The following is a 23,376-nucleotide window of genomic DNA, read 5'->3' on the forward strand; positions in this document are numbered from 1 at the left end:
CTTAGTGCTTGATAAGATGATTTCTCGGGTTTTGATCGTTTGGCTATAGTGAAAGTCTGTGGAATTGGTACTGGCTGTTTAGTCGTTAAAAGTGAGAGATGTGTAATGAACAATAAAATGGCGAAGTCTGCGCTTGATCAAGCTGGAAGTGGAACCCGTTCGGTATGGAGTGGTGAGCAAGTGAAGCATCCTTACCGTGCTACGCAAATGCCGATCGTCGCCAGTGCGGCGTATGGCTACCAAGATATCGACGAATGGTATGACGTTGCGTTGGGAGCTGCCCACGGTTTTATTTATAGCCGTATGAGCAATCCTACAGTGGAAACCTTAGAAGCAAAGATTTGCGGCCTAGAAAACGCTGAGTCGGCGGTGGCTTTTAGCACGGGCATGGCGGCCATCAGCAGTGTGCTTTATACCTTTTTATCTAATGGTTGCCGTGTGGTATCGACGAAAGACAGTTACGGCGGCACCAATAAAGTCTTTGAAGAATTTTTACCGCGCATGGGCGTGAGTGTGGCGCTGTGTGAAACGCACAGTCATGAGCAAATTGAAGATGAAATTGCCAAAGGCTGTGATGTTTTGTATTTGGAAACACCAACCAATCCGACCTTGAAAATTGTCGATGTAAAACGTCTTGTCGCGGCCGCTAAAAAAGCGGGAGCCTTGGTGATGGCCGACAACACGTTTGCAACACCCTTGAATCAAAGTCCTTTGGCCTTGGGAGTGGACATTGTTATACATAGTGCGACTAAGTTTTTGAGTGGGCATGCGGATGCTATGGGCGGTTTGGTGTGTGGTTCTGAGGCGCTCATGGCAAAGGTTCGTCATTATCGAGAGATTAATGGCGCGTCATTGGATCCGTTTTCGGCCTATTTGATTATTCGCGGTATGAAAACCTTGGCCCTACGGATTCGTCAGCAACAAAGCAGTGCACAAGCCATTGCGCAATATTTATTGACGGAACCTTTGGTTGAAGCGGTGAACTATCCAGGTCTGCCAAGTCATCCGAATCATGCGATTGCCTGTGAGCAAATGCGAGGTTTTGGGGCGATGGTGAGTTTTGTTCTGGTCGGTGGTATGGATACGGTGAAGATCTTATTGCCGCAATTACAGTACGCGCATTGCGCGGGTAACTTGGGCGCGGTCGAAACCATTTATGGACCAGCTAGAACCACCAGTCATGTGGAAAATACATTGGAAGAACGTTTGGCACTGGGGATTTCAGAAGGTTTAGTGCGGATATCTGTGGGGATTGAAGACACTGACGATTTGATTGCGGATCTAATGCAAGCGTTTGAACGAGTTAGAGCGCTTTCGTGTGACAACACAGACCAGGTTTCATGCTGTACAAAATGAAAAAAACGGGGGAGTACATTAGTGTTTCACTAGGGACTGTTAGTGGCAACTCCTGTATTATGCGCCGCTATGAAATGGCATTAAGATCAGATACGTAAATAACTTAGGGTTCGTTTTTACATAAACTGGGGACATCAAATATGAAGAAATTAGTGATCGCTGCGGTGGCTTTGTGCAGTGCAACATTGGCATCAGCGTCGGATAATGCGTTGTGGGAAAAATCCACACTGAATGAAATTTTAAATCGTGGCGAGCTTCAAGTTTGTGCTGAAGCGGGCTACATGCCGTTTGATATGCGTGATAAAAGTGGCAATATCGTAGGCTTTGACGTGGACATTGCCAAGTCTATGGCAAAGGCCATGGGCGTCAAAATTGACATTCGTAATACGGCTTGGGATGGCATCATTCCGGCGTTATTAACGGCCAAGTGCGATATCATTATTTCAGGTATGACGATTACGCCAGAGCGTAACTTGAAAGTGAACTTTACTGATCCTTACATTGTAGTTGGTCAAACAATTTTGTTGAGTCCTAAGTTGGAAGGGAAAGTTAAGAGTTACAGAGACCTTAACGACGCCAAATATACTGTCGCAACAAAGTTAGGCGCGACGTCTGACTATGCTGTAAAAAGATACATGAGCAAAGCCAAGTTGAATCTGTTTGAAACGGAATCTGAAGCCGCATTAGAAGTGGTAAATGGCAATGCCGATGCGTTTGTGTATGACTTGCCATATAACGCGATTTACGCCGCACAAAGTAAGGGTAAGGTATTACATTTAGACGAATCCTTCACTTTTGAACCGCTTGGCTTTGCGATTCGTAAGGGCGATCCAGACTTTATGAATTTCTTGAATAACTACCTTGCTCAGATTAAAGGCGATGGTACTTATGACAAGATTTATCAAAAATGGTTTGAAGGTGACGCTTGGTTGAGCACCATTCAGTAACATGGAAAACACACAAAAAGTGGCGCTATATAGCGCCACTTTTTGTGCATTCTTACTTGAGAAAATCTTTTCACGACCGCGCATATGACCGTGTGAATAGGTTTCTTTGAGTTAAAAAATACAACGGGGAATTTCTCATTGATGGAAAAACAATCTCATCTGCTTTTGTGGAAAGCGGTCTTTGTTCTAATCATCATAGGATTAGGCTTTGGCATTTATGCTGGCAGCAAAAGTATTGACTACACTTGGCGCTGGGAGCGTATCCCTCAGTACATCATTAACACCGAAGCAACAACGGTTAGAGCCCCCTTTGACGGCACAGCTACCATTGAAAAAGGCAATAGGTTAGTGGTGACTTCTGATTACGGCGATGACCCGTTAGTGATTAAAAAGTTTGATAATCTGCTGGTTGGTCATGGCGATTTGGTGTTTGAGGGGGATCCTCTAGTAGAAGTCGAAAACTGGAATATTGGTCCATTGACTTGGGGGCTGGTGATGACATTGCAGTTGTCTGTGGTGTCTTTGGTGTTTGCTGTGGTGATCGGTCTATTTGCAGGACTGGCCCGTATCTCGTCTAACCCCGCGTTACGTTATTTATCCATTACTTACATTGAACTGATTCGTGGTACGCCCTTATTGGTGCAGATTTTTATCTTCTATTTTTTTATCGGCACGGTATTGGATTTAGACCGCTTTACCGCAGGTGTCGCGGCGTTATCGGTGTTTACTGGCGCTTATATCGCTGAAATCGTGCGTTCTGGTATTCAATCTATCAGTCCTGGGCAAATGGAAGCCGCGCGAAGTCTAGGGATGAATTACGTTCAGGCGATGGTCAATGTTATTTTGCCGCAGGCGTTTAAACGAACTTTACCGCCGATGGCTGGACAATTTATTAACCTGATCAAAGACTCGTCTCTGGTGTCGGTCATTTCCATCACAGATCTGACCAAAGCGGGTCGGGAAGTAGTGAGTTCGACGTTTGCACCTTTTGAAGTGTGGTTCGCGGTGGCGCTGATGTATTTAGTGTTAACCGGAGCTTTGTCTTGGGCCATTCAACGTCTTGAAAAGAGGTTATCTGCCAGTGACTAATAGGACCGATAAGAGCATCATTCAAGCTCGTAATATTGAAAAAATCTATCCCAATGGCTGTCATGCTCTAAAAAAGGTTTCTCTCGACATCAATCGAGGTGAAGTGGTAGTGATTATTGGACCAAGTGGCTCGGGTAAGTCGACATTCTTGCGCACCTTGAATCAGTTGGAAACCATTTCGGATGGCACGATTCATATTGACGAAGTGAGCCTGACAGACAGAAAAACCAACATTAATAAAGTGCGTGAAGAAGTGGGTATGGTTTTCCAGTCCTTTAATCTTTTTCCACATAAAACAGCGTTGGGTAACGTGGCATTGTCGCCCATCAAGGTGAAGAAAAAGCCCCGTGCTGTAGCGGAGCAGGAAGGACGTGAGCTACTCAAAAAAGTAGGTTTAGCGGAACGCATGAATAATTACCCGTCGCATTTGTCTGGTGGCCAGCAGCAACGTGTGGCTATAGCGAGAGCCTTGGCTATGCATCCGAAGATTATGTTGTTTGATGAACCGACCAGTGCCCTTGATCCTGAAATGGTTGGGGAAGTGCTGGACGTGATGAAAAGCCTTGCTCGTGACGGAATGACCATGGTAGTGGTGACCCATGAGATGGGCTTTGCTCGTGAAGTGGCTGATCGTGTGGTGTTCATGGAGGATGGTGAGCTAGTGTTTGAAGAAAGTCCTGAGCGTTTTTTTAGTTCTGACAATCCGCGTTTACAGCGTTTCCTTGGTCAAGTCCTCTAGTATTGATGACAAATCTTGGCCACAATTGTTGGTCAAGATTTTCTCCTCTTTTGGATATTCATCATGAATAAGAAACCCCTTCCGCCATTAAATTGGCTGCATACGTTTGAAGTATCAGCGCGATGTCTTAATTTCACTCATGCAGCGGAAGAATTGTGCTTAACCCAAGGGGCGGTGAGTCAGCAGATTCGATTGCTCGAAAGTCATTTGGGCGTATCGTTATTTAAACGATTACCGCGCGGTTTGAGTTTAACAGAAGAGGGACGATCTTACTTTCCCGTAGTAAAAGACGCGATATCTCGTTTGACGGTTGGTACGAACGAGATTTTTACCCAACAGGATAAGCAGCTCATCAAAGTTTGCGGCAGCTTATCGTTCTTCTCTCATTGGTTAGCGCCTAAACTTGCTGATTTCAGTATTGCTTATCCCCATTACGACATTCGTTATGTGAGCAATATTTGGGTGCAAGCCTTAGACGATGAAGAGGACATGGAGATTCGCTGGGGGCATGGTGAATGGTCTGGGCTGATCTCACAACGGCTTACTTGGGACACTCTTGTGCCTGTGTGTTCACCTGAACTCATGGCGCGATGGCCTTTGCGAGAACCTGCAGATTTGGTAAATCATTCACTCTTGCATGTGATCGGCTACGAAGAAGGTTGGGGTTACTGGCTGAATATCATGGGCGTGGAGAACGTTGACTCGTCTGTTGGAATGCAGTTCGATACGTTGGTGTCGACTTTGCGTATGGCTGAACTTGGTCAAGGTGTGGCTTTAGCGCGCTCCTCTATGGTGCAAGAGATGCTGAGCGAAGGCAAATTAGTTGCACCGTTTGGGCAAACAGTCGAGGCCAGCGAGTCGTTTTACTTAGTGCGGCGGTCTGGCGCGCCATTGCACTATGCTGCGAGTGTTTTTTTTGATTGGCTTGTGAAACAGGCGCATAAGTCTTAGCTAAGAAGCATTAAGATGCCGCACTATGCGGCATCACTTTCTAAAAAATCGACAACGTCATCATGATCAAACACAACGTTACTGTCCTCTTCTTCATAGAGCGCGTCTTCGTCAGGTTCGATGACAAGGTCTTCCAATGGTTTCTTCGGGGAAGATTCTTTCAGGTCAAGTTGCGCGCTAGTTTCTTTACGGTTGGTTTTTTTGGGTTTCGCTGTGCTTTTCTTTTTGTTTCCTAAAATATCCAATAGCAGGTCTTTTTGCTCGGCCAAATACATGGATAAGGCTTCTTTCTTATCATGATCTCCAGCTAGTTTGCTCTGATCTAAAACCTCGTACAGAGCTTCGGCGGTATCCAACAATTTATCATAGGCATCGGCTTCAGCTCTTGAAGTAAAAGTCATTTTTTCTATTCCATCGCGTTCTACAACATATTTGATAATGACAGGCATGATCCACCTCGTGAAAAATAATACTGTATAAATGTACAGTATTATTTGTTTCTTTGTCTAGTGCTTTTGTTTGTTGATTTAGGCAATGATTGATAAAGTTGCGTTCTTGCTAAAGGAAACACTTTTATGGCCGTTGATTTTTCCCAGATAGACTTCTCCATTTTAATGGATCACGTTGAGTTTGTTTTGACGTTTGCTTGGATTTTATTGTCCTATATTGTTCGACGCTATACCAAACGTGCGATTCGTCTCCATCAAAAGCTTGAACATGACAAAAAGCGTCAACGGATCAATACGGTCGATAACATATTCAACCTGCTGTTAGTGGTCGGTTTAATACTGATTTGGTCGTCTGAGTTGCAAAATATTGCGATTTCCATCGCGGCTTTTATGGTGGCGTTGGTGATAGCAACAAAAGAGTTTATTGCTTGTATTGTGGGTGCGTTTTATCGAGCCAGTACTCGGCCATATCAGGTGGGGGATTGGATACGTATCGCAAACTATGAGGGAGAAGTGACAGACAGTGACTGGTTATCAACCACCTTGTTTGAGGTCGATTTAAAAGGTGGCAGTTACACTTATACTGGGCGTACCACTGTGGTTCCGAACAGTGTTTTATTATTGAATACGGTTCAAAATTTGAACTATATGCGACGTTATGTAACCCATACATTTTCGATTTCTAGACACTCAGATGAGGTCAATCTGTTTACTATTAAAGAGCAAATTTTGGATAAAATTCGCCAGTATAGTGAGCATTTCCATGAGGTTGCGATTCGTTATAACAGTCTTATTGAAAAGCGTTTGGATATTAAGATATCTGGCCCTGAGCCAAGAGTACGCATCACCACAACCACAGAAGGTTACAACGTGTTCAGTATTTCATTATTTTGTCCGACCGATGAGGCGGTTGAGATTGAGCAAAAAGTAACAGAGGATTTTATGCGATTTTGGTATGAAAAGCGTCACGCCAATACAGTGACCATGGAGAACATTGAATGAAAGTAATTCGTACATTTGCGATTGTCACTCTGTCTATAGCCTCTTTGTTTTTGTCCGGCTGCAATAGTTTGACCATAAGTGAAGTGGATGTGAATAAAGAAGTTGCAAAACAGTTAGCGGAACAGCAAGAAAATCATATTACGCTACTTTTGAATGGTAATGCATTGAACTTAGATTTGTTGGTGACGGATGCGAATATTGATTTTACTGAACGCAATGGTGGTTTGGTTATGGTCGATTTAAGCAGTAATATGACAGGAACGTTAAAAGCATTTGGCCAGACATTCTCTGTCACCACGAAAGTGAATCCGTCTTTTGAATCTGGGGTACGTATCGAGGAAGATCGTTTGTACTTGGTGGCTCCTAAAATCACCCAAATCGACGTTGAGGGATCCAGCTTTAATGAAAAAATGTTGCGTTCTACTTTGGGATCTTTGCATGGCGATTTTGAGAAAGCGCTGGTTGACTATTTCGACCAACACCCAGTGTATGTACTAAATCATTCTTCGTCTGAAAAAACCGCAGCGGCCTTGGTTAAAAATATTATTATCAAGGAAGACTCACTTGAGCTTTCTATTTTTTAGTCAATAACAGTGTGGTGAAGGGTCTAGGTAAGTTGCCTTGTTGGCCTTATAATGCCGCGATAATTAACGCTCGAATTTTTAGAATGAGGAAACAGCATGTCAATTACAGACAATCAAGTCGTTCAATTTCACTATACTTTGCGTCATGGCGAAGAGTTGATCGAAACCTCTGCGGGTAAAGAGCCAGCGGCGTATTTGCATGGTCATGGTAACGTTATTCCTGGACTTGAAAAAGCGATGGAAGGCAAAGCAGTCGGCGATGAATTTGAAGTAACGGTTGCTTGTGTTGACGCCTATGGTGAGCGCCACGAAGATCGTCAGCAACAGGTTCCAGTGAAGCATCTGCAAGGTGCGAAGCGCTGGAAAGCGGGAATGGTTGCCATGGTGCAAACGGATAAGGGTATGCGTCAGGTGACGGTTGTTAAAGTTGGTTTGAAGCATGCTACGGTGGATTTGAATCATCCATTGTCTGGCAAAGATCTGACTTTTAATATCCAAATCGTGGATGCTCGTGAAGCGACCAACGATGAAATTGCGCATGGTCATGCGCATGGCGTAGGTGGTCATCACCATTAAGAGACAAGTTCTCTGAGTGTCCAATGGCGTAATCTTTAAAAGCCCCTGTTACTGATGAAGTAGCAGGGGTTTTTGTTTTTTTATCTTTTTGCTTTTTGAATGGCTTATAGAACGATTGATTTTGATCAAGTAATGGCAACAAATAGTAAAATTTAATAAGAATCGTTATCACCAGCTTGACAGATCCCGTCTTCATGCACATTATTGATAATAGTTATCATTTATATCGTGTGTCGTACCATTTTTAGAGGGCGAAGTGATGAGTCATTATTTAGTGCCATTTTCAGTACTTGAGCAGACCATTCAGGGAGGGCAATGTGCGGATTCCCCAGAAGTGCTCTATCATTATTTAAACCTAACAGAAGAATATGCGGAACGGTTAAACATCACTGATGCCACCTTGTTATATCAGAGAGTGTTCAATGTGTTGCTCGATACCGTTTGCAATACCAGTGTAGCGCCGCATTGGCGTCAAACTTGTCTAGATAAGGTGTATTTGCCCTTGTCACATCTTAAGCATTTAATTGTCACTTATCAGGATGCCAAGAACTACTTCAAAATGGAGCACAATTTACGAATTTTGAGCCATTACTTTCTTTCTTCTTTTGAACCACAAGGACAGCATTAAAGAATGAGTATGCGTATTGAAAAAGACAGCATGGGTGAATTAGAGGTTCCAGAAAAAGCACTCTATGGCGCCCAAACACAACGAGCGATTAATAACTTCCCGATCAGTGATGAACCTCTACCAGAAGCTTTTATCCGCTCACTTATCTTAATCAAAGCCGCGGCTGCCCGAGCCAATGAAGCTCTTGAATGTATCACGCCGAAGATGTCTAAAGCGATTCAACAGGCTTGTGATGAGTTGTTAAGTGCTGATGATTTGATGCAACATTTTCCGGTGGATGTTTTTCAGACGGGATCTGGTACCAGTTCGAACATGAATGCGAACGAAGTGATTGCAACACTAGCGAGTGCGTACCATGGTTCGGCTGTTAATCCCAATGATCACGTGAATTATGGACAGAGTAGTAACGACGTTATTCCCAGCGCTATTCATGTTAGCGCTACGTTGGAATTAACTGGTCATTTGCTGCCTGCGTTAGAACATTTGAAAGACGCCATTCTTGAAAAAGGTACAGCGCTTGCTGGGTACACAAAAACAGGCAGAACCCATTTAATGGATGCTATGCCAGTTCGATTGGATCAAACCTTCCATGCTTGGGCGGCACAACTGCAAGACAATATTGATAATTTAACGTATTTGGAAAATAAAACTACGCAGCTTGCACAGGGGGGAACCGCTGTTGGTACTGGCATTAATGCTCATCCTGATTTTGCCATTAAATTTGCGAAAGAGTTGTCGGATTTAACCAAGGTTACTTTTGTTCCCGGGAAAAACTTTTTTGCCCTGATAGGCTCTCAGGATACAGCTGTGGCTTTGTCTGGTCAGTTAAAGGCGGTGGCAGTGACTTATATGAAAATTGCCAATGACTTGCGCTGGATGAATTCTGGACCATTGGCTGGGTTAGGTGAAATTACGTTACAAGCTTTACAGCCAGGTTCGTCTATTATGCCTGGGAAAGTCAATCCAGTGATCCCAGAAGCGACGGCGATGGTCGCAGCACAAGTGATTGGTAACGATGCGGCGATTACTATTGGTGGGCAATCGGGCAACTTTGAATTGAATGTTATGTTGCCTATGATGGCTAAAAACCTATTAAACAGTATCAAGTTGTTAGCAAACAGTGGTCATCTTTTGGCTGATAATGCCATTGCGACGCTGACTGTGAATGAAGATAAATTGAATCAAGCATTACATCGCAACCCCATTTTGGTCACTGCACTGAATCCGATCATCGGTTATGGTAAAGCCGCCGAGATCGCAAAAAAAGCGTACAAAGAAGGTCGCCCAGTGGTGGATGTCGCCGAAGAAGAAACCAATCTAAGTCGAGATGAATTGTTGGCTTTGCTTGATCCGGCTAAGTTAACTCATGGTGGCGTCTAGGTCAGAATAAAAAGGTTTCCTTATTTGGTTGTTTCCCTTTCCAAATAATGAAAAACGGCCAGCGTCCGCGCTGGCTTTTTTTGTTTATATGCTGGAAAGTGCTTCATCCACTGCCGCTTTCGTATGAATAAGCGTGGTATCAAACAAAGGCACGGTAACATGCTCTTGCTTGAGCAGTAGGGTGATTTCTGTGCAGCCTTCGATGACGGCTTCTGCTCCGGCTGCTTGGAGTCGATTAACGATGTCGATATAGGTTTTTCTTGATTCAGGGCGGATTTCACCAAGACATAATTCTTCGTAAATAATTCTATGTATTTCATCTCTGTCTTGCTTTGCCGGCGTGATGACTTCTAAGCCATACAGTCCTTCTAAGCGTTTAATATAAAAGTCTTCTTCCATTGAATAACGCGTGCCGATAAAACCAATTTTTTGATAATTTTGTCTTACGAGCTCTTTCGCGGTCGCATCGGCAATGTGCAGTAAAGGAATGTTTACGGCATTTTGGACAATATCGGCTACTTTGTGCATGGTGTTGGTGGCGATTAGAATAAAATCAGCCTGAGCTTGTTCTAAACGTTTGGCTTCTATGGCGAGTATTTCTCCTAACTTATGCCAATCGCCTTGATGTTGTAACCGCTCAATCTCGGCAAAATTGACACTGGATAAAAGCATTTTAGCGGAATGCAAGCCGCCAAGTTTCCGTCTGGTGAGCTCGTTGATGTTTTTGTAATACAGGGCCGACGATTCCCAACTCATGCCACCAATAATGCCGATCGTTTTCATGCTTGTGTCCTTTGGGGGTTATGACAAGTTCATGAAGTCTAACGTGCTAATAGGGAGGTCGTAATGCACAGTTGGGCAAAATAAACGTTGAAACTGTAAGGGCCTATTGTCAAAGTCCTCTGCCCATAAAGACACTGTGAGGATCAAGTTTGTAGTCGGAAAAGGGGCCACATTCCGTAAAACCATGTTTCGCGTAGAGTTTTCTAGCGGGCTCGAAAAAATCTTGCGAGCCGGTTTCTAGGTTGATTTTATTGAGGCCTTTTTGTTTGGCAACATCAAGAATATGGCGGAGCAGCGTCGAAGCAACACCTTTGTTGCGGGCTGCGCTGGTGGTGCGCATGGACTTAATTTCACCCTGTGTCTTGTCTAGTATTTTTAATGCGCCGCAGCCGAGTAATTGACCGTTTTCCCAAACTGTCCAAAAGGTAATGTTTGGCTTTTTTAATCCATCTAGGTCCAATGCAAAAACGCATTCAGGTGGGGAGGCTGCAAACATATCTGCAAGATGTTCTGTGAGTATTTGTTTGACTTCTGGGCCAGATAAATCATCGATTCTGATATCCATTGAGTGTATTTTCCTGTTTTTTTTAGGTGCGAAGATGAAGCAATTTTTATACCGAAATCAAGAGTATTTGGGTTGTTAAACAAGAGTGTATACTGTTTGTTAAAGTAGGCTCTAGACTCGCAAAAGGTTTTATATGACAGCCCCATTAAATTTACGATCCGCTGAGATGGCCGATGCCAATCTTTTATTGCTATGGCGTAATGATCTCGAGACGCGCAAGGCCTCTCATAATATGGAGGAAGTGTTGATCGAATCGCATTTCGCTTGGCTTGATGCTTCTTTAAAGAGTCCTCAAAAAAGGTGTTTATGGATAGCTGAAATAGATGGCAAAGCAGTGGGTACGTGTCGTGCGGATAAGTTAGATAATGCGTGGGAATTATCTTGGACCGTCGCGCCAGATGCTCGGGGAAAAGGCGTAGCTCATCAAATGCTGTCCAAATTGGTGCATTACTTCAATGAACCCTTGATGGCTCAGATCAAAGTCGACAACATAGCCTCAATAAAAGTTGCGGAACGCGCCGGTTTCGTTTTAGACACACAAGAACATGGCGTGTTGTTCTATGTATATCCCAATGCTTCCTCTATGGCGCACTAATCATCAAAGCGAATACGCACTTTCGGTTCGTCTGGTTTTTTCTCAGCTGGTTTGCGCAGTGGATCGACCAGCTTTTCCAAGCCATTGATTTTGATTTCTAATGCCAACTGCAGCCATTGTCCCAGGTTGCCACTTGGCCAACCTTCGTGAGCAAACCACAGTAGATAGGCTTCAGGTAGGTCGATTAACACACGACCTTGGTATTTACCAAATGGCATGGTTTGACGGGCAACTTGGACGAGATCTTCTTGTGAAAACATGGGCTTCGCTTAATAGTGATGCTTAATGACATTGAATGCTGCGTTATCTTAGTATTTAAACACAGCAGGGACGCACATTGAAACATCACTGAGTTATGTTGCAAAAGGCGGATCTTGTTTAAAACGTTGGATTAAGTAATCACAAATGCTTTGTAGCTTTGGTGAAGGTTGGCGAACCTTAGGATAGACCAGCCAAACGCCGCTGTATGGATACTGATACTGGGTCAACAAAGGAATAAGCTTGCCAGTAGCGAGGTCATCGGCCACGTAATAATCAGGTAATTGCGCTATGCCTAAGCCTTTACGCACCGCATCCAGTAAAGCAGGCCCCGAGTTGCTGCGCCATTGGCTGGCGACTTTTACTTCTTTGTGCTGCCCATCTTGTTGAAACAGCCAATGACTTTTAGAGCCAATGAGGCAGCGATGCTTATTTAATTCCGCTAGTGTATGCGGCATGCCGTGTTGATCTACGTAGTCTCTGGACGCGCAGAGGTATTCCACCCTGTCACATAATCGTCGTGATAAATGACTAGAATCTTTCATGGCGCCCATGCGAATCGCTAGGTCATAACCTTCTTCTATTAAATCTACTGAGCGGTTAGTGAGATGAAAATCCAGATCTATCTTCGGATGATCCAGTAGGAAATCATTCATTAATGGTGCAATGTAGCGCTCGCCAAACGTCGTAGCACAGGTCATTTTAAAGGCGCCGATTGGCGCTTGATTTAAGGTTGAAATCATCTCTTCGGCACTGCTTAAGGCTTCTGGCAAACCTCGGCAATGTTGATAATACAGTTCACCTGCATCGCTTAAACGAATGCGTCTTGTAGTGCGAAATAGCAGTGTGGTTCCCAGTTCTGCTTCGAGTTGCGTGATCAAGCGACTGATATGGGACGCGGATACACTCAGTTTAATCGCAGCAGCGGAAAGGCTACCTTGTCTGACCACTTCAACAAAGGCCTCCATGGCTTCCCAGTTCTTCATAATTGCCCCTTTTACATCAAAAATAGCGCCTGTAATTTGTTATATTATAACCAAATATCCCTATTTTGAAATGATTGTTGCTGTATGGCAATAATCATTTTCCAAATTGAGCATTATCCTCGTAATCATTTGCGTCTACACTGGCGGTATTAAATTGAATCTAAACACACTTTGGAGTGCGCTATGAAATGTAAAGCTGCTGTTGCTTGGGGTCCTGGTCAACCACTGAAAATTGAAGAGGTGGACGTTCAAGATCCGCAAAAAGGCGAAGTGTTAGTTCGCATGGTGGCAACGGGCGTGTGCCACACGGATGCATTTACCTTGTCGGGTGAAGATCCAGAAGGTATTTTCCCTGCTATTCTGGGTCATGAAGGCGCAGGTGTAGTGGAAGCGGTAGGTGAAGGTGTCACCACGCTTAAAGTGGGGGATCATGTTATCCCACTTTACACTGCAGAATGTGGCGAGTGTAAATTCTGTAAGTCTGGTAAGACTAACCTTTGCCAAGCGGTTCGTGTGACTCAAGGTAAAGGCTTAATGCCAGATGGAACCAGCCGTTTCAGCATCAATGGTGAGCCAATTTTCCATTACATGGGAACCTCTACTTTCTCAGAGTACAGTGTGGTTCCTGAAATCTCTTTGGCGAAAATTCATGTGGATGCGCCGCTAGAAAAAGTTTGCTTGCTTGGTTGTGGTATCACGACGGGTATCGGCGCGGTACTCAATACGGCGAAAGTGGAAGAGGGCGCTACTGTGGCGGTCTTTGGTTTGGGCGGTATCGGTCTGTCGGTTATCCAAGGCGCTCGCATGGCAGGCGCGTCTCGCATTATCGCCATCGATATTAATGAATCTAAATTTGAAATGGCGAAACAGTTTGGTGCGACTGATTGCATCAACCCGAAGACATTCGAGGCGCCCATCCAGCAAGTGATTGTTGATATGACTGACGGCGGCGTAGATTACTCATTTGAATGTATCGGTAACGTACAAGTGATGCGTCAAGCACTTGAGTGCTGTCATAAAGGTTGGGGTGAATCCATCATCATTGGTGTGGCGGGAGCTGGTCAAGAAATCTCCACGCGCCCATTCCAGTTAGTCACTGGTCGAGTTTGGAAGGGGTCGGCTTTTGGTGGCGTAAAAGGGCGTAGCCAATTGCCAGGCTACGTAGAAGATTACATGAATGGCAAGATCGAAATCGATCCATTCGTGACGCACACTATGCCACTTGAACGCATCAACGAAGCGTTTGATTTGATGCATAAAGGCGAAAGTATTCGTACGGTCATTCTGTTCGATAAGTAAGTTTTCGATAAATGATCGTAATGACACCGTTTTGATAAGCCCGCTGAGCGGGCTTTTTTAACAGAGTTAAGGAGACTGCTATGGAATTGTTATCTAGCACAAAAAGCTTTGGTGGTTGGTTAAAGCGTTATAAGCATGAAAGCCTATCTGTAAAAAGTGACATGATTTTTGCGATTTACCTTCCCCCTCAAGCCGAAACACAAAAAGTCCCCGTTTTGTATTGGTTATCTGGTTTGACTTGTACGGACGAAAACTTCACACAAAAAGCGGGCGCTTTTCGTAAAGCGGCTGAGTTAGGGTTGGCTATTGTGTGTCCCGACACCAGCCCTCGCGGTACAGATTATCCTAACGAACATGACAGCTACGATTTTGGTTCCGCTGCTGGGTTTTATATCAATGCGACCGTGGAGCCCTATTCGAACACTTACCACATGTACGATTACGTGGTGCAAGAATTGCCACATTTGATTGAAACCAACTTTCCTGTGACCGACAAGCGTTCGATCTCTGGTCACTCAATGGGTGGTCACGGTGCCTTGATTTGTGCGCTGAAAAATCCCGGCAAATATCAATCTGTTTCGGCCTTTGCCCCGATTGTTAACCCAACGAAATGTCCTTGGGGACAAAAAGCCTTTACTGGATACTTGGGTGAAGACAAGGCCACTTGGAATGAATGGGACGCCACTTTGCTGATCGAGAACGCAAGTGAACGCTTACCTTTGTTTATCGATCAAGGTGAAGCAGATAACTTCTTGGTTGAACAACTCAAACCAGAAGCTCTAGAAGCCTCCTGTGAAAAAGCCGGACACCCGATCACGTTACGCCGTCAACCGGGCTACGACCACAGTTACTTCTTTATCGCTAGCTTCATCGATGATCATTTAGAACATCACTCTAGAGCTTTGAGTTAATTTATTTACTTTGATGTGACAGACTTGAGATCAGATTAAAAATTGCTATTTCTTTATCTGATCTCAAGACCAGGTCTTGTGTTGTTATTTGATGGGTTGGTCTATATTAAATGGCGAGTCAGGGCCGAGTAATTCATTGGTGAGTATCTTGGGTGAAATGTTAAGTTCAAAATGAAATAATTTTGACTCTATGCCGCAACCATCAAAAACAATTGCCCATCCTTCTGTACTGCCTTCTTTTGGTAAGCGCCAGCACACACCTTTTATGTTGGCATAACGTGTACCATCGGCGTCCTCTGTGATTGGATAATCTACTTCTTTGGTTAAGCTGTTGAGGTATTCTTTTTGTGCCCTTTTGGATTCTGCGATTTTGTCTCTGAGTTCTGCAGAAAAAATATCAGTTAAAGCCTCATCGTCTATATTTGAAGGCAAAGTGACGTTTGATAAATCAAGCAGGCTAGGTCTCTCGGAGCCCAATAGCGAAGCGTCGAGAGCGTCAGAGCTCTGACTGCTGTCTTGTTGTGCCTTGTCTGTCATAGCTTTCTTTTGATCCATGTTACCGGCTATTTCTTGAGCATCAAGGGGGTAGCTTTTCTCGCTTAGTTCTTTTCCGGTGACCTTATCATCGACAATAACAGCGGAATTTTTGGCAGTTTTTGTTTTTTCTGCAGAAGGAGCTTGCGGCTTAGTTTCTTGTTGTACTGTGGGGGGCGATGCATTTTCATTTTGCTCAACAGACACTGCCAACTCTTGCTCGTCTGGTTGCACGATTTCTGATGGTGTTTCAATCGTTGATGTTTCTTTTGCCGGTGTTTGGGTTGGTAAGAGTTGTAACTCTATTGTTGTTGGCTGCGCCGCGACTTTAAACCAATCTTGGCTATCTGATAGTTCAATAAGCACTATGTGTATTGTGATAGCACTAAGAAGTGCGGCCGCCCAAGGCGCAAATTTTTGTTTCATTAGGCTTCTTAATGGGTGCTTTTTGCTTTGATTGTCAATAATGGATTCCATTGAGTGTCTATATCTGAATAGCTTGTGTCAAATATAGCAAATTCAACCGTAAGGTCATTAGTATTTGAAATAATGTTGATAAAAGAATATCCATGTAATTGGCTTACTGGGGTTGGGAAACGAACTGGCCGCAAGGTATACTGTATGAATCAAAAATAGAAGAGATAAGACGATGTATAAGTTGCTTGCAGTGTGTGTTTTGGCTGTTTTTCTTACGGCTTGTGGAAATAAAGGTGCGCTTTATTTGCCGAATGACACAACAGATGCACAACAAGAGTCGTCTTTGTAGCTGAGGATTCCCCTTTGGATTTTTTTAATTATTCAGATCAGACTCTGCATGCAGAGAATGTTGCGTTATCAGATATTGCTAATCAGTACGGAACACCTTGTTATGTGTATTCGCGTGCCACGTTTGAACGTCATTACAAAGCTTATGCCGATGCATTTGCATCACATCCGACTTTGATTTGCTATGCCGTAAAAGCGTGTTCAAATATTGCGATTTTGAATGTCTTAGCTCGCTTGGGCTCTGGGTTCGATATTGTCTCTATTGGCGAGCTCGAGCGTGTTCTTAAAGCGGGTGGCGAGCCTTCGAAAATTATGTTTTCTGGCTTAGGTAAGCAAGCTGTCGAAATGCGTCGCGCACTAGAAGTGGGTATTCATTGCTTTAATGTTGAGTCTGAGGCTGAGTTATACCGATTAGACCAAGTCGCAGGTGAGATGGGAAAAGCCGCACCAGTATCACTGCGTGTTAACCCAGACGTCGATGCGAAAACACATCCTTATATTTCAACCGGTTTAAAAGAAAATAAGTTTGGTATCGATATCAAAGATGCCGTCCGCATCTATAAAATTGCTCATCAATTGCCTAATTTAAATGTCATGGGTGTTGATTGTCACATAGGTTCTCAACTTACAGAACTTAAACCCTTTTTGGACACATTTGATCGTTTGATTGGACTAGTAGACGAATTAGCCGACGCTGGTATTACGATTAAACATCTTGATCTAGGTGGCGGGTTAGGGGTTCGTTATCGTGATGAGGTACCGCCGGAACCCGCTGATTATGCGAAGCTGTTACTTGAAAAAGTAAAGGGTAAAAGTTTTGAACTGGCATTTGAGCCTGGCCGTTCTATTGCGGCTAATGCCGGCGTTTTGTTAACGCAGGTTGAGTTTTTAAAATGCACCCCGCATAAAAACTTTGCCATCATTGACGGTGCGATGAACGATTTGATTCGCCCATCTTTATATGGCGCTTGGATGAATATCGTCCCTGTCTCTTTGTTACCCACACCAGAAGGCAAGCGCAGTTATGATCTTGTTGGCCCTATTTGTGAAACGGGGGATTTTTTAGGCAAAGATCGTGAGCTGGATATTCAAGCGGGTGATCTTTTAGCGGTTCGTTCGGCGGGAGCTTATGGTTTTACTATGGCGTCAAACTATAACAGCCGTAATCGTGCCGCAGAAGTTATGGTGGATGGCGACAAAACCTATTTGATTCGCGCTCGTGAAACGATTGAGCATCAGTTAGCTGGTGAGCAAATTTTGCCAGACTAAGGAGTCCGTCATGTTGTTAAAATTTACCAAAATGCACGGATTAGGGAATGATTTTGTTGTCGTTGATGCTGTCTCTCGTAAAGTGTTTTTTAATAAGCAGCAAATCGAAAAATTGAGCGACCGTAATTGGGGGATTGGTTTTGACCAGCTTTTGGTCGTTGAGCCGCCTACGAATCCTGATATGGATTTTCGTTATCGCATTTATAATTCCGATGGCAGCGAAGTTGAGCATTGTGGCAACGGTGCTCGCTGCTTCGCTAAATTCGTGTTGGATAGAGAGTTAACCAATAAACGCATTATTAATGTTGAAACAAAACGTGGAGCAATTCAATTGCGCGTTTTGGATGGCGGTTTGGTTACTGTCGATATGGGGGCGCCGAGTTTTGATCCAAAGGACTTGCCATTTACGGCAGATTCCTCTGAAACTCTCTATAGTATTATGGCAGGTGATGCTGAGTATTTTATGACACCTGTGTCTGTTGGTAATCCACATGCGGTTATCAAAGTCGATCAATTAATCGACGATGAGGTGGCAACAGTTGGGGCCCTGATTGAGTGTCATGAGCGTTTTCCTAGAAAGGTAAATGTTGGTTTTATGCAGGTTGTTAATCCTGATGAAATCAACTTACGTGTTTATGAGCGTGGTGTAGGTGAGACTCAAGCTTGCGGGACGGGTGCCTGCGCTGCTGTTGTTGCGGGTATTAAGCAAGGATGGTTGTCTCCTAAAGTCACCGCGCATCTGCGCGGTGGTGATTTGCACATTGAATGGCAAGGTGACGGTTCCCCTATTCTGATGACGGGGCCTGCTGAAAAAGTTTTTGAAGGTCAAATATACCTATAAGAGGGATTATGAGCGAAGAAGAGGTAATTCAATATCTGTCAAACACCCCGGAGTTCTTTGTCCGGAATGCTGACCTGTTGGAGAGCCTAACGCTTCCTCATCCGGTTAACGGTAAAGTAATTTCGTTATTAGAATATCAAGTCAATCTGCTTCGTAAGACAACAGCAAGCTATCGTGCTCAATTTGAGCGCTTGGTTGAGGTGGCTCGTGAAAATGAGTCCACCATGCAAAAAAGTAGACGGTTGGTATTAGCTGGGCTTACTTGCAGCTCTTTGGATGATCTGGCTGTTATTATTGATGATATGGTGAGAGAAGATTTTGAGGTGACTCACCATACCTTAATTTTGTATGGCGAATTTCCCGATAATGCGATTAGATCTCATAAATTAGTAGAGGATGAGCTATCTTTGTCTCATACTTCTGGCTTCAATGAGTGTTTCTGCGGCATGTTGCCAGACAATGAAATGCGTTTTCTTTTTGCGGATAACGCGGCATCTATTCGTTCCGTTGCTGTTTTGCCTTTGTTATCAAGAGAAGGGGGGGCAGTAAAAAAATGTGGTGTCCTTGTATTGGGAGCAGACAGTAAATCTGCTTTTGATAAGGAAAAGGGCGCTTTATTTCTTCAATATCTTGCCGATTTGCTAAGTGCTATTTTATTAAGGTTGTTGCCGTGAGTGTGTTGATTACGTTTGATCTCGACAACACTCTTTGGGATGTGGCCCCCGTTATAATGCGAGCGGAATATGCCATGGAGTCTTGGTTTGAAGAGCGCTTTCCAGGATTCTCCCATCAGCATTCAACTCTCGCTCGAGAAGCGTTAAGAAATAACATTTTATCCACAAAGCCTGAGTTGGCGTATAATTTGACTGCGGTGAGATTGGCTGTATATAAGTTGGCATTGAAGCAGTTTGGATTGCCTTCAGAGGAAGCAGACTCTGTTGCGGGTGCTGCATTGGCGCACTTTTGTGAGTGGCGTCAAAAAGTTGATCTTTATCCTCATGTCGTCGATGTCTTGGAAGTCTTAAGGCAAGATTATGCATTAGCAGTTATCACCAATGGCAATGCTGATGTGTTTCATCCTTATGTCGGTTTAGGGCAGTATTTTGATTTTGCAATTAGAGCTGATGAAGTTGGTGTAGCAAAGCCAGATCCTAGTGTGTTTATGATTGCAGCTAGAAATGCGGGTGTTGATATATCTGAGCTTATTCATATAGGTGATCATCCTACGGACGATGTTTTTGGGTCGTCAAATGCGGGTGCAAAAAGTGTTTGGTTCAATCGACATGGGGCGCAACGATGGTCTGATGATTGGGGGGGGCGTTCTCATGCTGAGATACATTCTCTGCTTGAGTTACCAACAGTGATTCAGTCTTTGTTACCATAGTATTTTTCTATTACTATAATTGAAGAGAACTCATTTTTACCCTCATCGTTTAGTGATACACTAATGTCATTCAATAGTTAAACATAGAATTTAAGGAATTATTATGAGTGAGAATACAATCCAAATCACTGATGCTCAGTTTGCAGAAGAAGTGCTTAATTCTGATATCCCAGTTATCGTGGACTTCTGGGCTCCATGGTGCGGACCTTGCAAAATGATTGCACCGGTTTTGGAAGATGTTGCAGCCGAGTACGCAGGCAAAGTTAAGGTTGTTAAACTTAACGTGGATGAAAACCAAGAAACAGCGCCTAAGTACAATGTACGTGGCATTCCTACTTTACTTGTTATCAAGGGTGGTGAAGTGGTTGCTACTAAAGTGGGTGCGGTCTCTAAATCTCAATTAATTGAGTTTGTTAACGGCGCCATCTAATGGTGTGTGTTTTGTTATAAAAAAAGCAGCCTATAGATGGCTGCTTTTTTGTTTTTATTTGTCTTAGCGTTTAGTTTTTATTGAGTGAGGCAAGTTTTTGCGCGAATTCAGGGGAATGAGAATTTGCTAATGTTGCAACTACTTGTTTCGCATAGGGCAAATAATTTTTCAAATCGTTTTTCGGCATTGGCTCGTCGTTAGGTAGTTTAACCGTGACAGGGTTTTTGTGAGTACCATTTATCCTAAATTCATAATGCAGGTGGGGGCCCGTTGCCCAGCCTGTTTGTCCTACATATGCAATCACTTTTCCTTGTTGTACTCTTGCACCACGTTTAGTGCCTTTGGCGAATCCTCTTAAGTGAGCATACAGTGTTTGGTATCCTCTACCATGATCAATAATCACGACATTACCGTAACCATTTTGTTTGCCCGCAAAGGAGATTTTCCCGTCTCCTGCTGCTTTTACTGGTGTGCCGCTCGCAGCAGCGTAGTCTACGCCTCTGTGAGGCATGGTTGTCTTGAATACAGGGTGTAATCTGTTTGGATTAAACTTTGAGGAGATTCTTGTGAAATCAACGGGTGTTCGGATAAATGCTTTACGCATTGCAAGACCATCAGGAGAGTAATAGCTTGATCCTTTGTCTGTTGTGTATCGGATGGCCTGATACGTTCGTCCATTATTAATGAATTGTGCTGCAATAATGTTGCCGTTTCCGATTTTTTCGCCATCTAGTAGTTGTTCTTCGTATAAAACACTAAGGCTATCGCCTTTGCGTATGTCTAATGCAAAATCAATGTCCCAGCCAAAAATATTTGCCAACTCGATAAGAAGCGATTGATCTATTCCAGACTTTAAGCCGTCAACGAAAAGTGAGTCGTTTATCTCGGCTTCTTTATAGGCTTGTGTTATTTCTGGTGTGCGGGAGTCTTCTTTTCTTGTGAACTCATCGCCGACTCTGTCAAAAGTAACGCTGTCTAGGCGATTTAGTACAATTGTTAGGCTGGTTAATTCACCCGATGTATTGTCGGTTACAAATTGAAGTGTTTGGCCAGGTCTCATCTGCAGGAGTGTTTTTTGTGATTTGTCGGCCAAAGACACTTTGTGGATATCTTGTGCTGAAATGCCTTCAGCAGAGAGCAGCTTAGACAGAGAGTCACCTGATTTGATTTCAACTGTTTGTTCTTTAAAAGTGGGTGGCGCACTTTTCTGCACTAAGGCTTTAGGGGCTGGTATGTCGTGTATGGTGGTTGTTGTTGTATCAGTATTTATATTATTTGTAGAGAAAAAAACATTTGGCGCTGGTGTGTTTGCTGTTGGCGCAAGCTGTCGTAAGTCCTGCAGCATAAGCTGCGACTGATCAACCACCTCGAAGTTTGCTTCAAGTGATATGGTGTTTTTATCTGCGATCTCGCCATCAGGGAGTGCGACTAACGCTACGGCTAGAAAGGCACTTACCACCGCGATTGAGAGTAAATGTTTTGCTGGTAATAATTTTGTCAAAATGCGCACCCAAAAAATCTTTAATAAGCCCTTATAATCCTACCAACATTACTTTTATAATTGAATGCTTAAATTAAGATAAACTCACTAGGATATGGATCAAAATAATGACTGTAAGCAGTAAAGACCTCTTAAATGACTTGCAAGCTCGTGGGCTGATAGCTCAAATGACGGCAGAAGATGAACTAAAAAAACATCTTGATGGTGAAAGTCGTACTCTTTATTGTGGTTTTGATCCAACGGCAGACAGTTTGCATTTGGGGCATCTTGTGCCTCTTTTAGTGCTAAAACGTTTCCAAGATGCTGGTCATAATCCAATTGCACTGGTCGGTGGTGCTACAGGTCTCATTGGAGATCCTAGTTTTAAAGCGGCTGAGCGCCAGTTGAATACATCCGATATTGTTGCTGGATGGGCTGAAAAAATTCGTGGTCAAGTTAGCCAATTTGTAAAATTTGATGATGTGCCTAACCCTGCTCGAGTGGTCAATAACCTTGACTGGGCAGGTGAAATGAATGTTTTGGATTTTTTACGTGACATCGGTAAGCATTTTTCTGTTAATGCTATGATTAATAAAGAGTCTGTGCAGCAACGCTTAAATAGAGAAGGCGCTGGAATATCTTTTACAGAATTCTCTTATGCTTTATTGCAAGGAATGGATTTTGCTGAGCTGAATCGAGTCTACGGTTGCACACTACAAATAGGTGGTAGCGATCAATGGGGTAATATTGTTGGCGGTATCGATTTGTCACGTCGTCAAAATCAATCGCAAACGTTTGGTCTGACTGTTCCTTTAGTGACAAAGTCCGATGGAACGAAATTCGGTAAAACAGAGTCCGGTGCAGTGTGGTTGGACGCAACGAAAACCAGTCAGTATGCCTTTTATCAGTTTTGGCTAAATACAGCTGATGCTGATGTGTACAAGTTTTTAAAGTTTTTTACTTTTTTAAGTCTTGAAGAGATTGCTGCTATTGAAAAGGCCGATCAAGAAAGTGCTGGTAAACCTCAGGGACAATTGATTCTAGCTCGTGAAGCAACTCGTTTGGTTCATGGTGAAGAAGGGTTGCAGGCTGCTGAGCGTATTACTCATGCTTTATTTAGTGGTGAGGCTGATCAATTGAGTGAGAGAGATCTTGAGCAGATTCAGCTTGATGGATTACCAAGTAGTTCTTTGCTTGGAATAAATCTTTCTGAAACACCGCTTACTAGTTTGATGGCGGATGCAGGGTTGGCTGCAAGTGGTAAGCAAGTTAAGGATGCTCTGCAACGCGATTCAGTTTTTGTGAATGGTGTGGCAAAGGGACTCGATGACAACATGGCTGCAGCTGATATATTTACAGCTGCGAATGGCTATTTTGGTAAGTACTTCCTTGTGAAGTTGGGTAAGAAAAAACACCATCTATTTGTATTGTCGTGATACCTCAGTGTCGTGATACCTCAGTAATAGATTAAATGAAAAAGACACTCCGGTGTCTTTTTCATTATATGGTAGATAATAAATTATTTTTGATATTTGTTAAAAAAGGGTTGCACAGAAAATTTTGGAATGTATTATA

General features: G+C 43.5%; 27 protein-coding genes. 20 read left to right on the forward strand and 7 right to left on the reverse strand.

All coding sequences use genetic code 11. The annotated features are described in order from the left end of the window. Positions 1 to 105: 105 nt before the first annotated feature. The 5 genes from DKT73_RS11810 (at position 106) to DKT73_RS11830 (ending at position 5,082) form a co-directional block, all read left to right on the forward strand. Entirely contained in the window at positions 106 to 1,356 is a 1,251-nt protein-coding gene (locus DKT73_RS11810; RefSeq protein WP_111638757.1) for a cystathionine gamma-synthase family protein, read from the forward strand. Positions 1,357 to 1,496: 140 nt separating this feature from the next. Then, positions 1,497 to 2,303 (forward strand): transporter substrate-binding domain-containing protein, encoded by an 807-nt coding sequence (locus tag DKT73_RS11815; RefSeq protein WP_111638758.1) that lies wholly within the window; start codon positions 1,497 to 1,499, stop codon positions 2,301 to 2,303. A 141-nt stretch (positions 2,304 to 2,444) separates the two neighbouring features. After that, a complete protein-coding gene (locus tag DKT73_RS11820; protein ID WP_111638759.1) occupies positions 2,445 to 3,392 on the forward strand; it encodes an amino acid ABC transporter permease in 948 nt (315 codons plus the stop codon). After that, complete coding sequence (locus DKT73_RS11825; protein WP_111638760.1) at positions 3,385 to 4,131, forward strand: amino acid ABC transporter ATP-binding protein; 747 nt, start codon at positions 3,385 to 3,387, stop codon at positions 4,129 to 4,131. Before DKT73_RS11820 ends, DKT73_RS11825 begins: the two co-directional genes overlap by 8 nt. 63 nt (positions 4,132 to 4,194) lie before the next feature. Continuing rightward, positions 4,195 to 5,082 carry a LysR substrate-binding domain-containing protein gene (locus DKT73_RS11830; RefSeq protein ID WP_111638761.1) on the forward strand — a complete coding sequence of 296 codons (888 nt, stop codon included), beginning with the start codon at positions 4,195 to 4,197 and terminating at the stop codon, positions 5,080 to 5,082. Between the two features lie 23 nt (positions 5,083 to 5,105). On the opposite strand, the gene DKT73_RS11835 is transcribed toward DKT73_RS11830, so the two are convergent. Next, positions 5,106 to 5,531 (reverse strand): YebG family protein, encoded by a 426-nt coding sequence (locus DKT73_RS11835; protein ID WP_111638762.1) that lies wholly within the window; start codon positions 5,529 to 5,531, stop codon positions 5,106 to 5,108. 126 nt (positions 5,532 to 5,657) lie between these two features. Between DKT73_RS11835 and DKT73_RS11840 the strand changes: the two genes are divergently transcribed. The 5 genes from DKT73_RS11840 to DKT73_RS11860 all read left to right on the forward strand — a co-directional run bounded on the left by DKT73_RS11840 (position 5,658) and on the right by DKT73_RS11860 (position 9,701). Beyond that, positions 5,658 to 6,533, forward strand: coding sequence for a mechanosensitive ion channel family protein (locus tag DKT73_RS11840; protein WP_111638763.1), 876 nt, complete (start codon positions 5,658 to 5,660; stop codon positions 6,531 to 6,533). Next, a complete protein-coding gene (locus DKT73_RS11845; RefSeq protein ID WP_111638764.1) occupies positions 6,530 to 7,117 on the forward strand; it encodes a DUF1439 domain-containing protein in 588 nt (195 codons plus the stop codon). Before DKT73_RS11840 ends, DKT73_RS11845 begins: the two co-directional genes overlap by 4 nt. A gap of 96 nt (positions 7,118 to 7,213) precedes the next feature. Continuing rightward, positions 7,214 to 7,693, forward strand: a complete 480-nt coding sequence (locus DKT73_RS11850) for an FKBP-type peptidyl-prolyl cis-trans isomerase (RefSeq protein ID WP_111638765.1) — start codon at positions 7,214 to 7,216, stop codon at positions 7,691 to 7,693. Positions 7,694 to 7,952: 259 nt separating this feature from the next. Further along, on the forward strand, positions 7,953 to 8,321 hold the full coding sequence (locus DKT73_RS11855) for a hypothetical protein (protein ID WP_111638766.1): 369 nt from the start codon (positions 7,953 to 7,955) through the stop codon (positions 8,319 to 8,321). Between the two features lie 3 nt (positions 8,322 to 8,324). Next, a complete protein-coding gene (locus DKT73_RS11860) occupies positions 8,325 to 9,701 on the forward strand; it encodes a class II fumarate hydratase (protein ID WP_111638767.1) in 1,377 nt (458 codons plus the stop codon). Positions 9,702 to 9,785: 84 nt separating this feature from the next. Here the strand turns inward: DKT73_RS11860 and DKT73_RS11865 are convergent, their stop codons facing one another. Both DKT73_RS11865 and DKT73_RS11870 read right to left on the reverse strand, forming a co-directional pair. After that, complete coding sequence (locus DKT73_RS11865; protein WP_111638768.1) at positions 9,786 to 10,484, reverse strand: aspartate/glutamate racemase family protein; 699 nt, start codon at positions 10,482 to 10,484, stop codon at positions 9,786 to 9,788. A 109-nt stretch (positions 10,485 to 10,593) separates the two neighbouring features. Beyond that, on the reverse strand, positions 10,594 to 11,049 hold the full coding sequence (locus tag DKT73_RS11870) for a GNAT family N-acetyltransferase (RefSeq protein ID WP_111638769.1): 456 nt from the start codon (positions 11,047 to 11,049) through the stop codon (positions 10,594 to 10,596). 133 nt (positions 11,050 to 11,182) lie between these two features. On the opposite strand from DKT73_RS11870, the gene DKT73_RS11875 reads away from it, so the two are divergent. Further along, complete coding sequence (locus DKT73_RS11875; RefSeq protein WP_111638770.1) at positions 11,183 to 11,644, forward strand: GNAT family N-acetyltransferase; 462 nt, start codon at positions 11,183 to 11,185, stop codon at positions 11,642 to 11,644. On the opposite strand, the gene DKT73_RS11880 is transcribed toward DKT73_RS11875, so the two are convergent. Beyond that, positions 11,641 to 11,904: a DUF3820 family protein gene (locus DKT73_RS11880; protein WP_111638771.1), complete on the reverse strand. Its 264-nt coding sequence runs from the start codon at positions 11,902 to 11,904 to the stop codon at positions 11,641 to 11,643. The genes DKT73_RS11875 and DKT73_RS11880 overlap by 4 nt on opposite strands. Before the next feature lie 93 nt (positions 11,905 to 11,997). Further along, positions 11,998 to 12,888 carry a LysR family transcriptional regulator gene (locus DKT73_RS11885; RefSeq protein ID WP_111638772.1) on the reverse strand — a complete coding sequence of 297 codons (891 nt, stop codon included), beginning with the start codon at positions 12,886 to 12,888 and terminating at the stop codon, positions 11,998 to 12,000. 183 nt (positions 12,889 to 13,071) lie between these two features. Between DKT73_RS11885 and DKT73_RS11890 the strand changes: the two genes are divergently transcribed. After that, on the forward strand, positions 13,072 to 14,187 hold the full coding sequence (locus DKT73_RS11890; RefSeq protein ID WP_111638773.1) for an S-(hydroxymethyl)glutathione dehydrogenase/class III alcohol dehydrogenase: 1,116 nt from the start codon (positions 13,072 to 13,074) through the stop codon (positions 14,185 to 14,187). 80 nt (positions 14,188 to 14,267) lie between these two features. Beyond that, entirely contained in the window at positions 14,268 to 15,098 is an 831-nt protein-coding gene (fghA, locus tag DKT73_RS11895) for an S-formylglutathione hydrolase (protein WP_111638774.1), read from the forward strand. 84 nt (positions 15,099 to 15,182) lie between these two features. Here the strand turns inward: fghA and DKT73_RS11900 are convergent, their stop codons facing one another. Beyond that, complete coding sequence (locus tag DKT73_RS11900; protein ID WP_157959179.1) at positions 15,183 to 16,058, reverse strand: hypothetical protein; 876 nt, start codon at positions 16,056 to 16,058, stop codon at positions 15,183 to 15,185. Between the two features lie 223 nt (positions 16,059 to 16,281). Between DKT73_RS11900 and lptM the strand changes: the two genes are divergently transcribed. The 6 genes from lptM to trxA all read left to right on the forward strand — a co-directional run bounded on the left by lptM (position 16,282) and on the right by trxA (position 20,321). Beyond that, entirely contained in the window at positions 16,282 to 16,398 is a 117-nt protein-coding gene (gene lptM / locus DKT73_RS11905; RefSeq protein ID WP_111638776.1) for an LPS translocon maturation chaperone LptM, read from the forward strand. A gap of 14 nt (positions 16,399 to 16,412) precedes the next feature. After that, positions 16,413 to 17,666, forward strand: coding sequence for a diaminopimelate decarboxylase (gene lysA / locus DKT73_RS11910; RefSeq protein ID WP_111638777.1), 1,254 nt, complete (start codon positions 16,413 to 16,415; stop codon positions 17,664 to 17,666). 10 nt (positions 17,667 to 17,676) lie between these two features. Next, the gene (gene dapF / locus DKT73_RS11915; RefSeq protein ID WP_111638778.1) at positions 17,677 to 18,507 is read left to right on the forward strand and encodes a diaminopimelate epimerase; all 831 of its coding nucleotides are present in this window, start codon (positions 17,677 to 17,679) and stop codon (positions 18,505 to 18,507) included. Positions 18,508 to 18,515: 8 nt separating this feature from the next. Next, complete coding sequence (locus tag DKT73_RS11920) at positions 18,516 to 19,181, forward strand: DUF484 family protein (protein ID WP_111638779.1); 666 nt, start codon at positions 18,516 to 18,518, stop codon at positions 19,179 to 19,181. Continuing rightward, the gene (locus DKT73_RS11925; RefSeq protein ID WP_111638780.1) at positions 19,178 to 19,891 is read left to right on the forward strand and encodes an HAD family hydrolase; all 714 of its coding nucleotides are present in this window, start codon (positions 19,178 to 19,180) and stop codon (positions 19,889 to 19,891) included. The genes DKT73_RS11920 and DKT73_RS11925 overlap by 4 nt, the downstream gene beginning before the upstream one ends. A gap of 103 nt (positions 19,892 to 19,994) precedes the next feature. Further along, on the forward strand, positions 19,995 to 20,321 hold the full coding sequence (trxA, locus tag DKT73_RS11930; RefSeq protein ID WP_111608378.1) for a thioredoxin TrxA: 327 nt from the start codon (positions 19,995 to 19,997) through the stop codon (positions 20,319 to 20,321). A 70-nt stretch (positions 20,322 to 20,391) separates the two neighbouring features. On the opposite strand, the gene DKT73_RS11935 is transcribed toward trxA, so the two are convergent. Next, entirely contained in the window at positions 20,392 to 21,822 is a 1,431-nt protein-coding gene (locus DKT73_RS11935) for a peptidoglycan DD-metalloendopeptidase family protein (RefSeq protein ID WP_111638791.1), read from the reverse strand. A gap of 107 nt (positions 21,823 to 21,929) precedes the next feature. Here DKT73_RS11935 and tyrS point away from each other — a divergent pair, with 107 nt between their 5' ends. Next, the gene (gene tyrS, locus DKT73_RS11940) at positions 21,930 to 23,237 is read left to right on the forward strand and encodes a tyrosine--tRNA ligase (protein WP_111638781.1); all 1,308 of its coding nucleotides are present in this window, start codon (positions 21,930 to 21,932) and stop codon (positions 23,235 to 23,237) included. Positions 23,238 to 23,376 lie beyond the last annotated feature (139 nt).

This window comes from Marinomonas shanghaiensis (assembly GCF_003259175.1).
GTDB classification, from domain to species: Bacteria; Pseudomonadota; Gammaproteobacteria; order Pseudomonadales; family Marinomonadaceae; genus Marinomonas; species Marinomonas shanghaiensis.

What these genes read in the sequence shown, in the direction of transcription:
- DKT73_RS11810 (WP_111638757.1), top strand. Translation starts at nt 106, where the DNA reads ATGAACAATAAAATGGCGAAGTCTGCGCTTGATCAAGCTGGAAGTGGA.
- DKT73_RS11815 (WP_111638758.1), top strand. Translation starts at nt 1,497, where the DNA reads ATGAAGAAATTAGTGATCGCTGCGGTGGCTTTGTGCAGTGCAACATTG.
- DKT73_RS11820 (WP_111638759.1), top strand. Translation starts at nt 2,445, where the DNA reads ATGGAAAAACAATCTCATCTGCTTTTGTGGAAAGCGGTCTTTGTTCTA.
- DKT73_RS11830 (WP_111638761.1), top strand. Translation starts at nt 4,195, where the DNA reads ATGAATAAGAAACCCCTTCCGCCATTAAATTGGCTGCATACGTTTGAA.
- DKT73_RS11835 (WP_111638762.1), bottom strand. Translation starts at nt 5,531, where the DNA reads ATGCCTGTCATTATCAAATATGTTGTAGAACGCGATGGAATAGAAAAA.
- DKT73_RS11840 (WP_111638763.1), top strand. Translation starts at nt 5,658, where the DNA reads ATGGCCGTTGATTTTTCCCAGATAGACTTCTCCATTTTAATGGATCAC.
- DKT73_RS11845 (WP_111638764.1), top strand. Translation starts at nt 6,530, where the DNA reads ATGAAAGTAATTCGTACATTTGCGATTGTCACTCTGTCTATAGCCTCT.
- DKT73_RS11850 (WP_111638765.1), top strand. Translation starts at nt 7,214, where the DNA reads ATGTCAATTACAGACAATCAAGTCGTTCAATTTCACTATACTTTGCGT.
- DKT73_RS11855 (WP_111638766.1), top strand. Translation starts at nt 7,953, where the DNA reads ATGAGTCATTATTTAGTGCCATTTTCAGTACTTGAGCAGACCATTCAG.
- DKT73_RS11860 (WP_111638767.1), top strand. Translation starts at nt 8,325, where the DNA reads ATGAGTATGCGTATTGAAAAAGACAGCATGGGTGAATTAGAGGTTCCA.
- DKT73_RS11865 (WP_111638768.1), bottom strand. Translation starts at nt 10,484, where the DNA reads ATGAAAACGATCGGCATTATTGGTGGCATGAGTTGGGAATCGTCGGCC.
- DKT73_RS11870 (WP_111638769.1), bottom strand. Translation starts at nt 11,049, where the DNA reads ATGGATATCAGAATCGATGATTTATCTGGCCCAGAAGTCAAACAAATA.
- DKT73_RS11875 (WP_111638770.1), top strand. Translation starts at nt 11,183, where the DNA reads ATGACAGCCCCATTAAATTTACGATCCGCTGAGATGGCCGATGCCAAT.
- DKT73_RS11880 (WP_111638771.1), bottom strand. Translation starts at nt 11,904, where the DNA reads ATGTTTTCACAAGAAGATCTCGTCCAAGTTGCCCGTCAAACCATGCCA.
- DKT73_RS11885 (WP_111638772.1), bottom strand. Translation starts at nt 12,888, where the DNA reads ATGAAGAACTGGGAAGCCATGGAGGCCTTTGTTGAAGTGGTCAGACAA.
- DKT73_RS11890 (WP_111638773.1), top strand. Translation starts at nt 13,072, where the DNA reads ATGAAATGTAAAGCTGCTGTTGCTTGGGGTCCTGGTCAACCACTGAAA.
- fghA (WP_111638774.1), top strand. Translation starts at nt 14,268, where the DNA reads ATGGAATTGTTATCTAGCACAAAAAGCTTTGGTGGTTGGTTAAAGCGT.
- DKT73_RS11900 (WP_157959179.1), bottom strand. Translation starts at nt 16,058, where the DNA reads ATGAAACAAAAATTTGCGCCTTGGGCGGCCGCACTTCTTAGTGCTATC.
- lptM (WP_111638776.1), top strand. Translation starts at nt 16,282, where the DNA reads ATGTATAAGTTGCTTGCAGTGTGTGTTTTGGCTGTTTTTCTTACGGCT.
- dapF (WP_111638778.1), top strand. Translation starts at nt 17,677, where the DNA reads ATGTTGTTAAAATTTACCAAAATGCACGGATTAGGGAATGATTTTGTT.
- DKT73_RS11920 (WP_111638779.1), top strand. Translation starts at nt 18,516, where the DNA reads ATGAGCGAAGAAGAGGTAATTCAATATCTGTCAAACACCCCGGAGTTC.
- trxA (WP_111608378.1), top strand. Translation starts at nt 19,995, where the DNA reads ATGAGTGAGAATACAATCCAAATCACTGATGCTCAGTTTGCAGAAGAA.
- tyrS (WP_111638781.1), top strand. Translation starts at nt 21,930, where the DNA reads ATGACTGTAAGCAGTAAAGACCTCTTAAATGACTTGCAAGCTCGTGGG.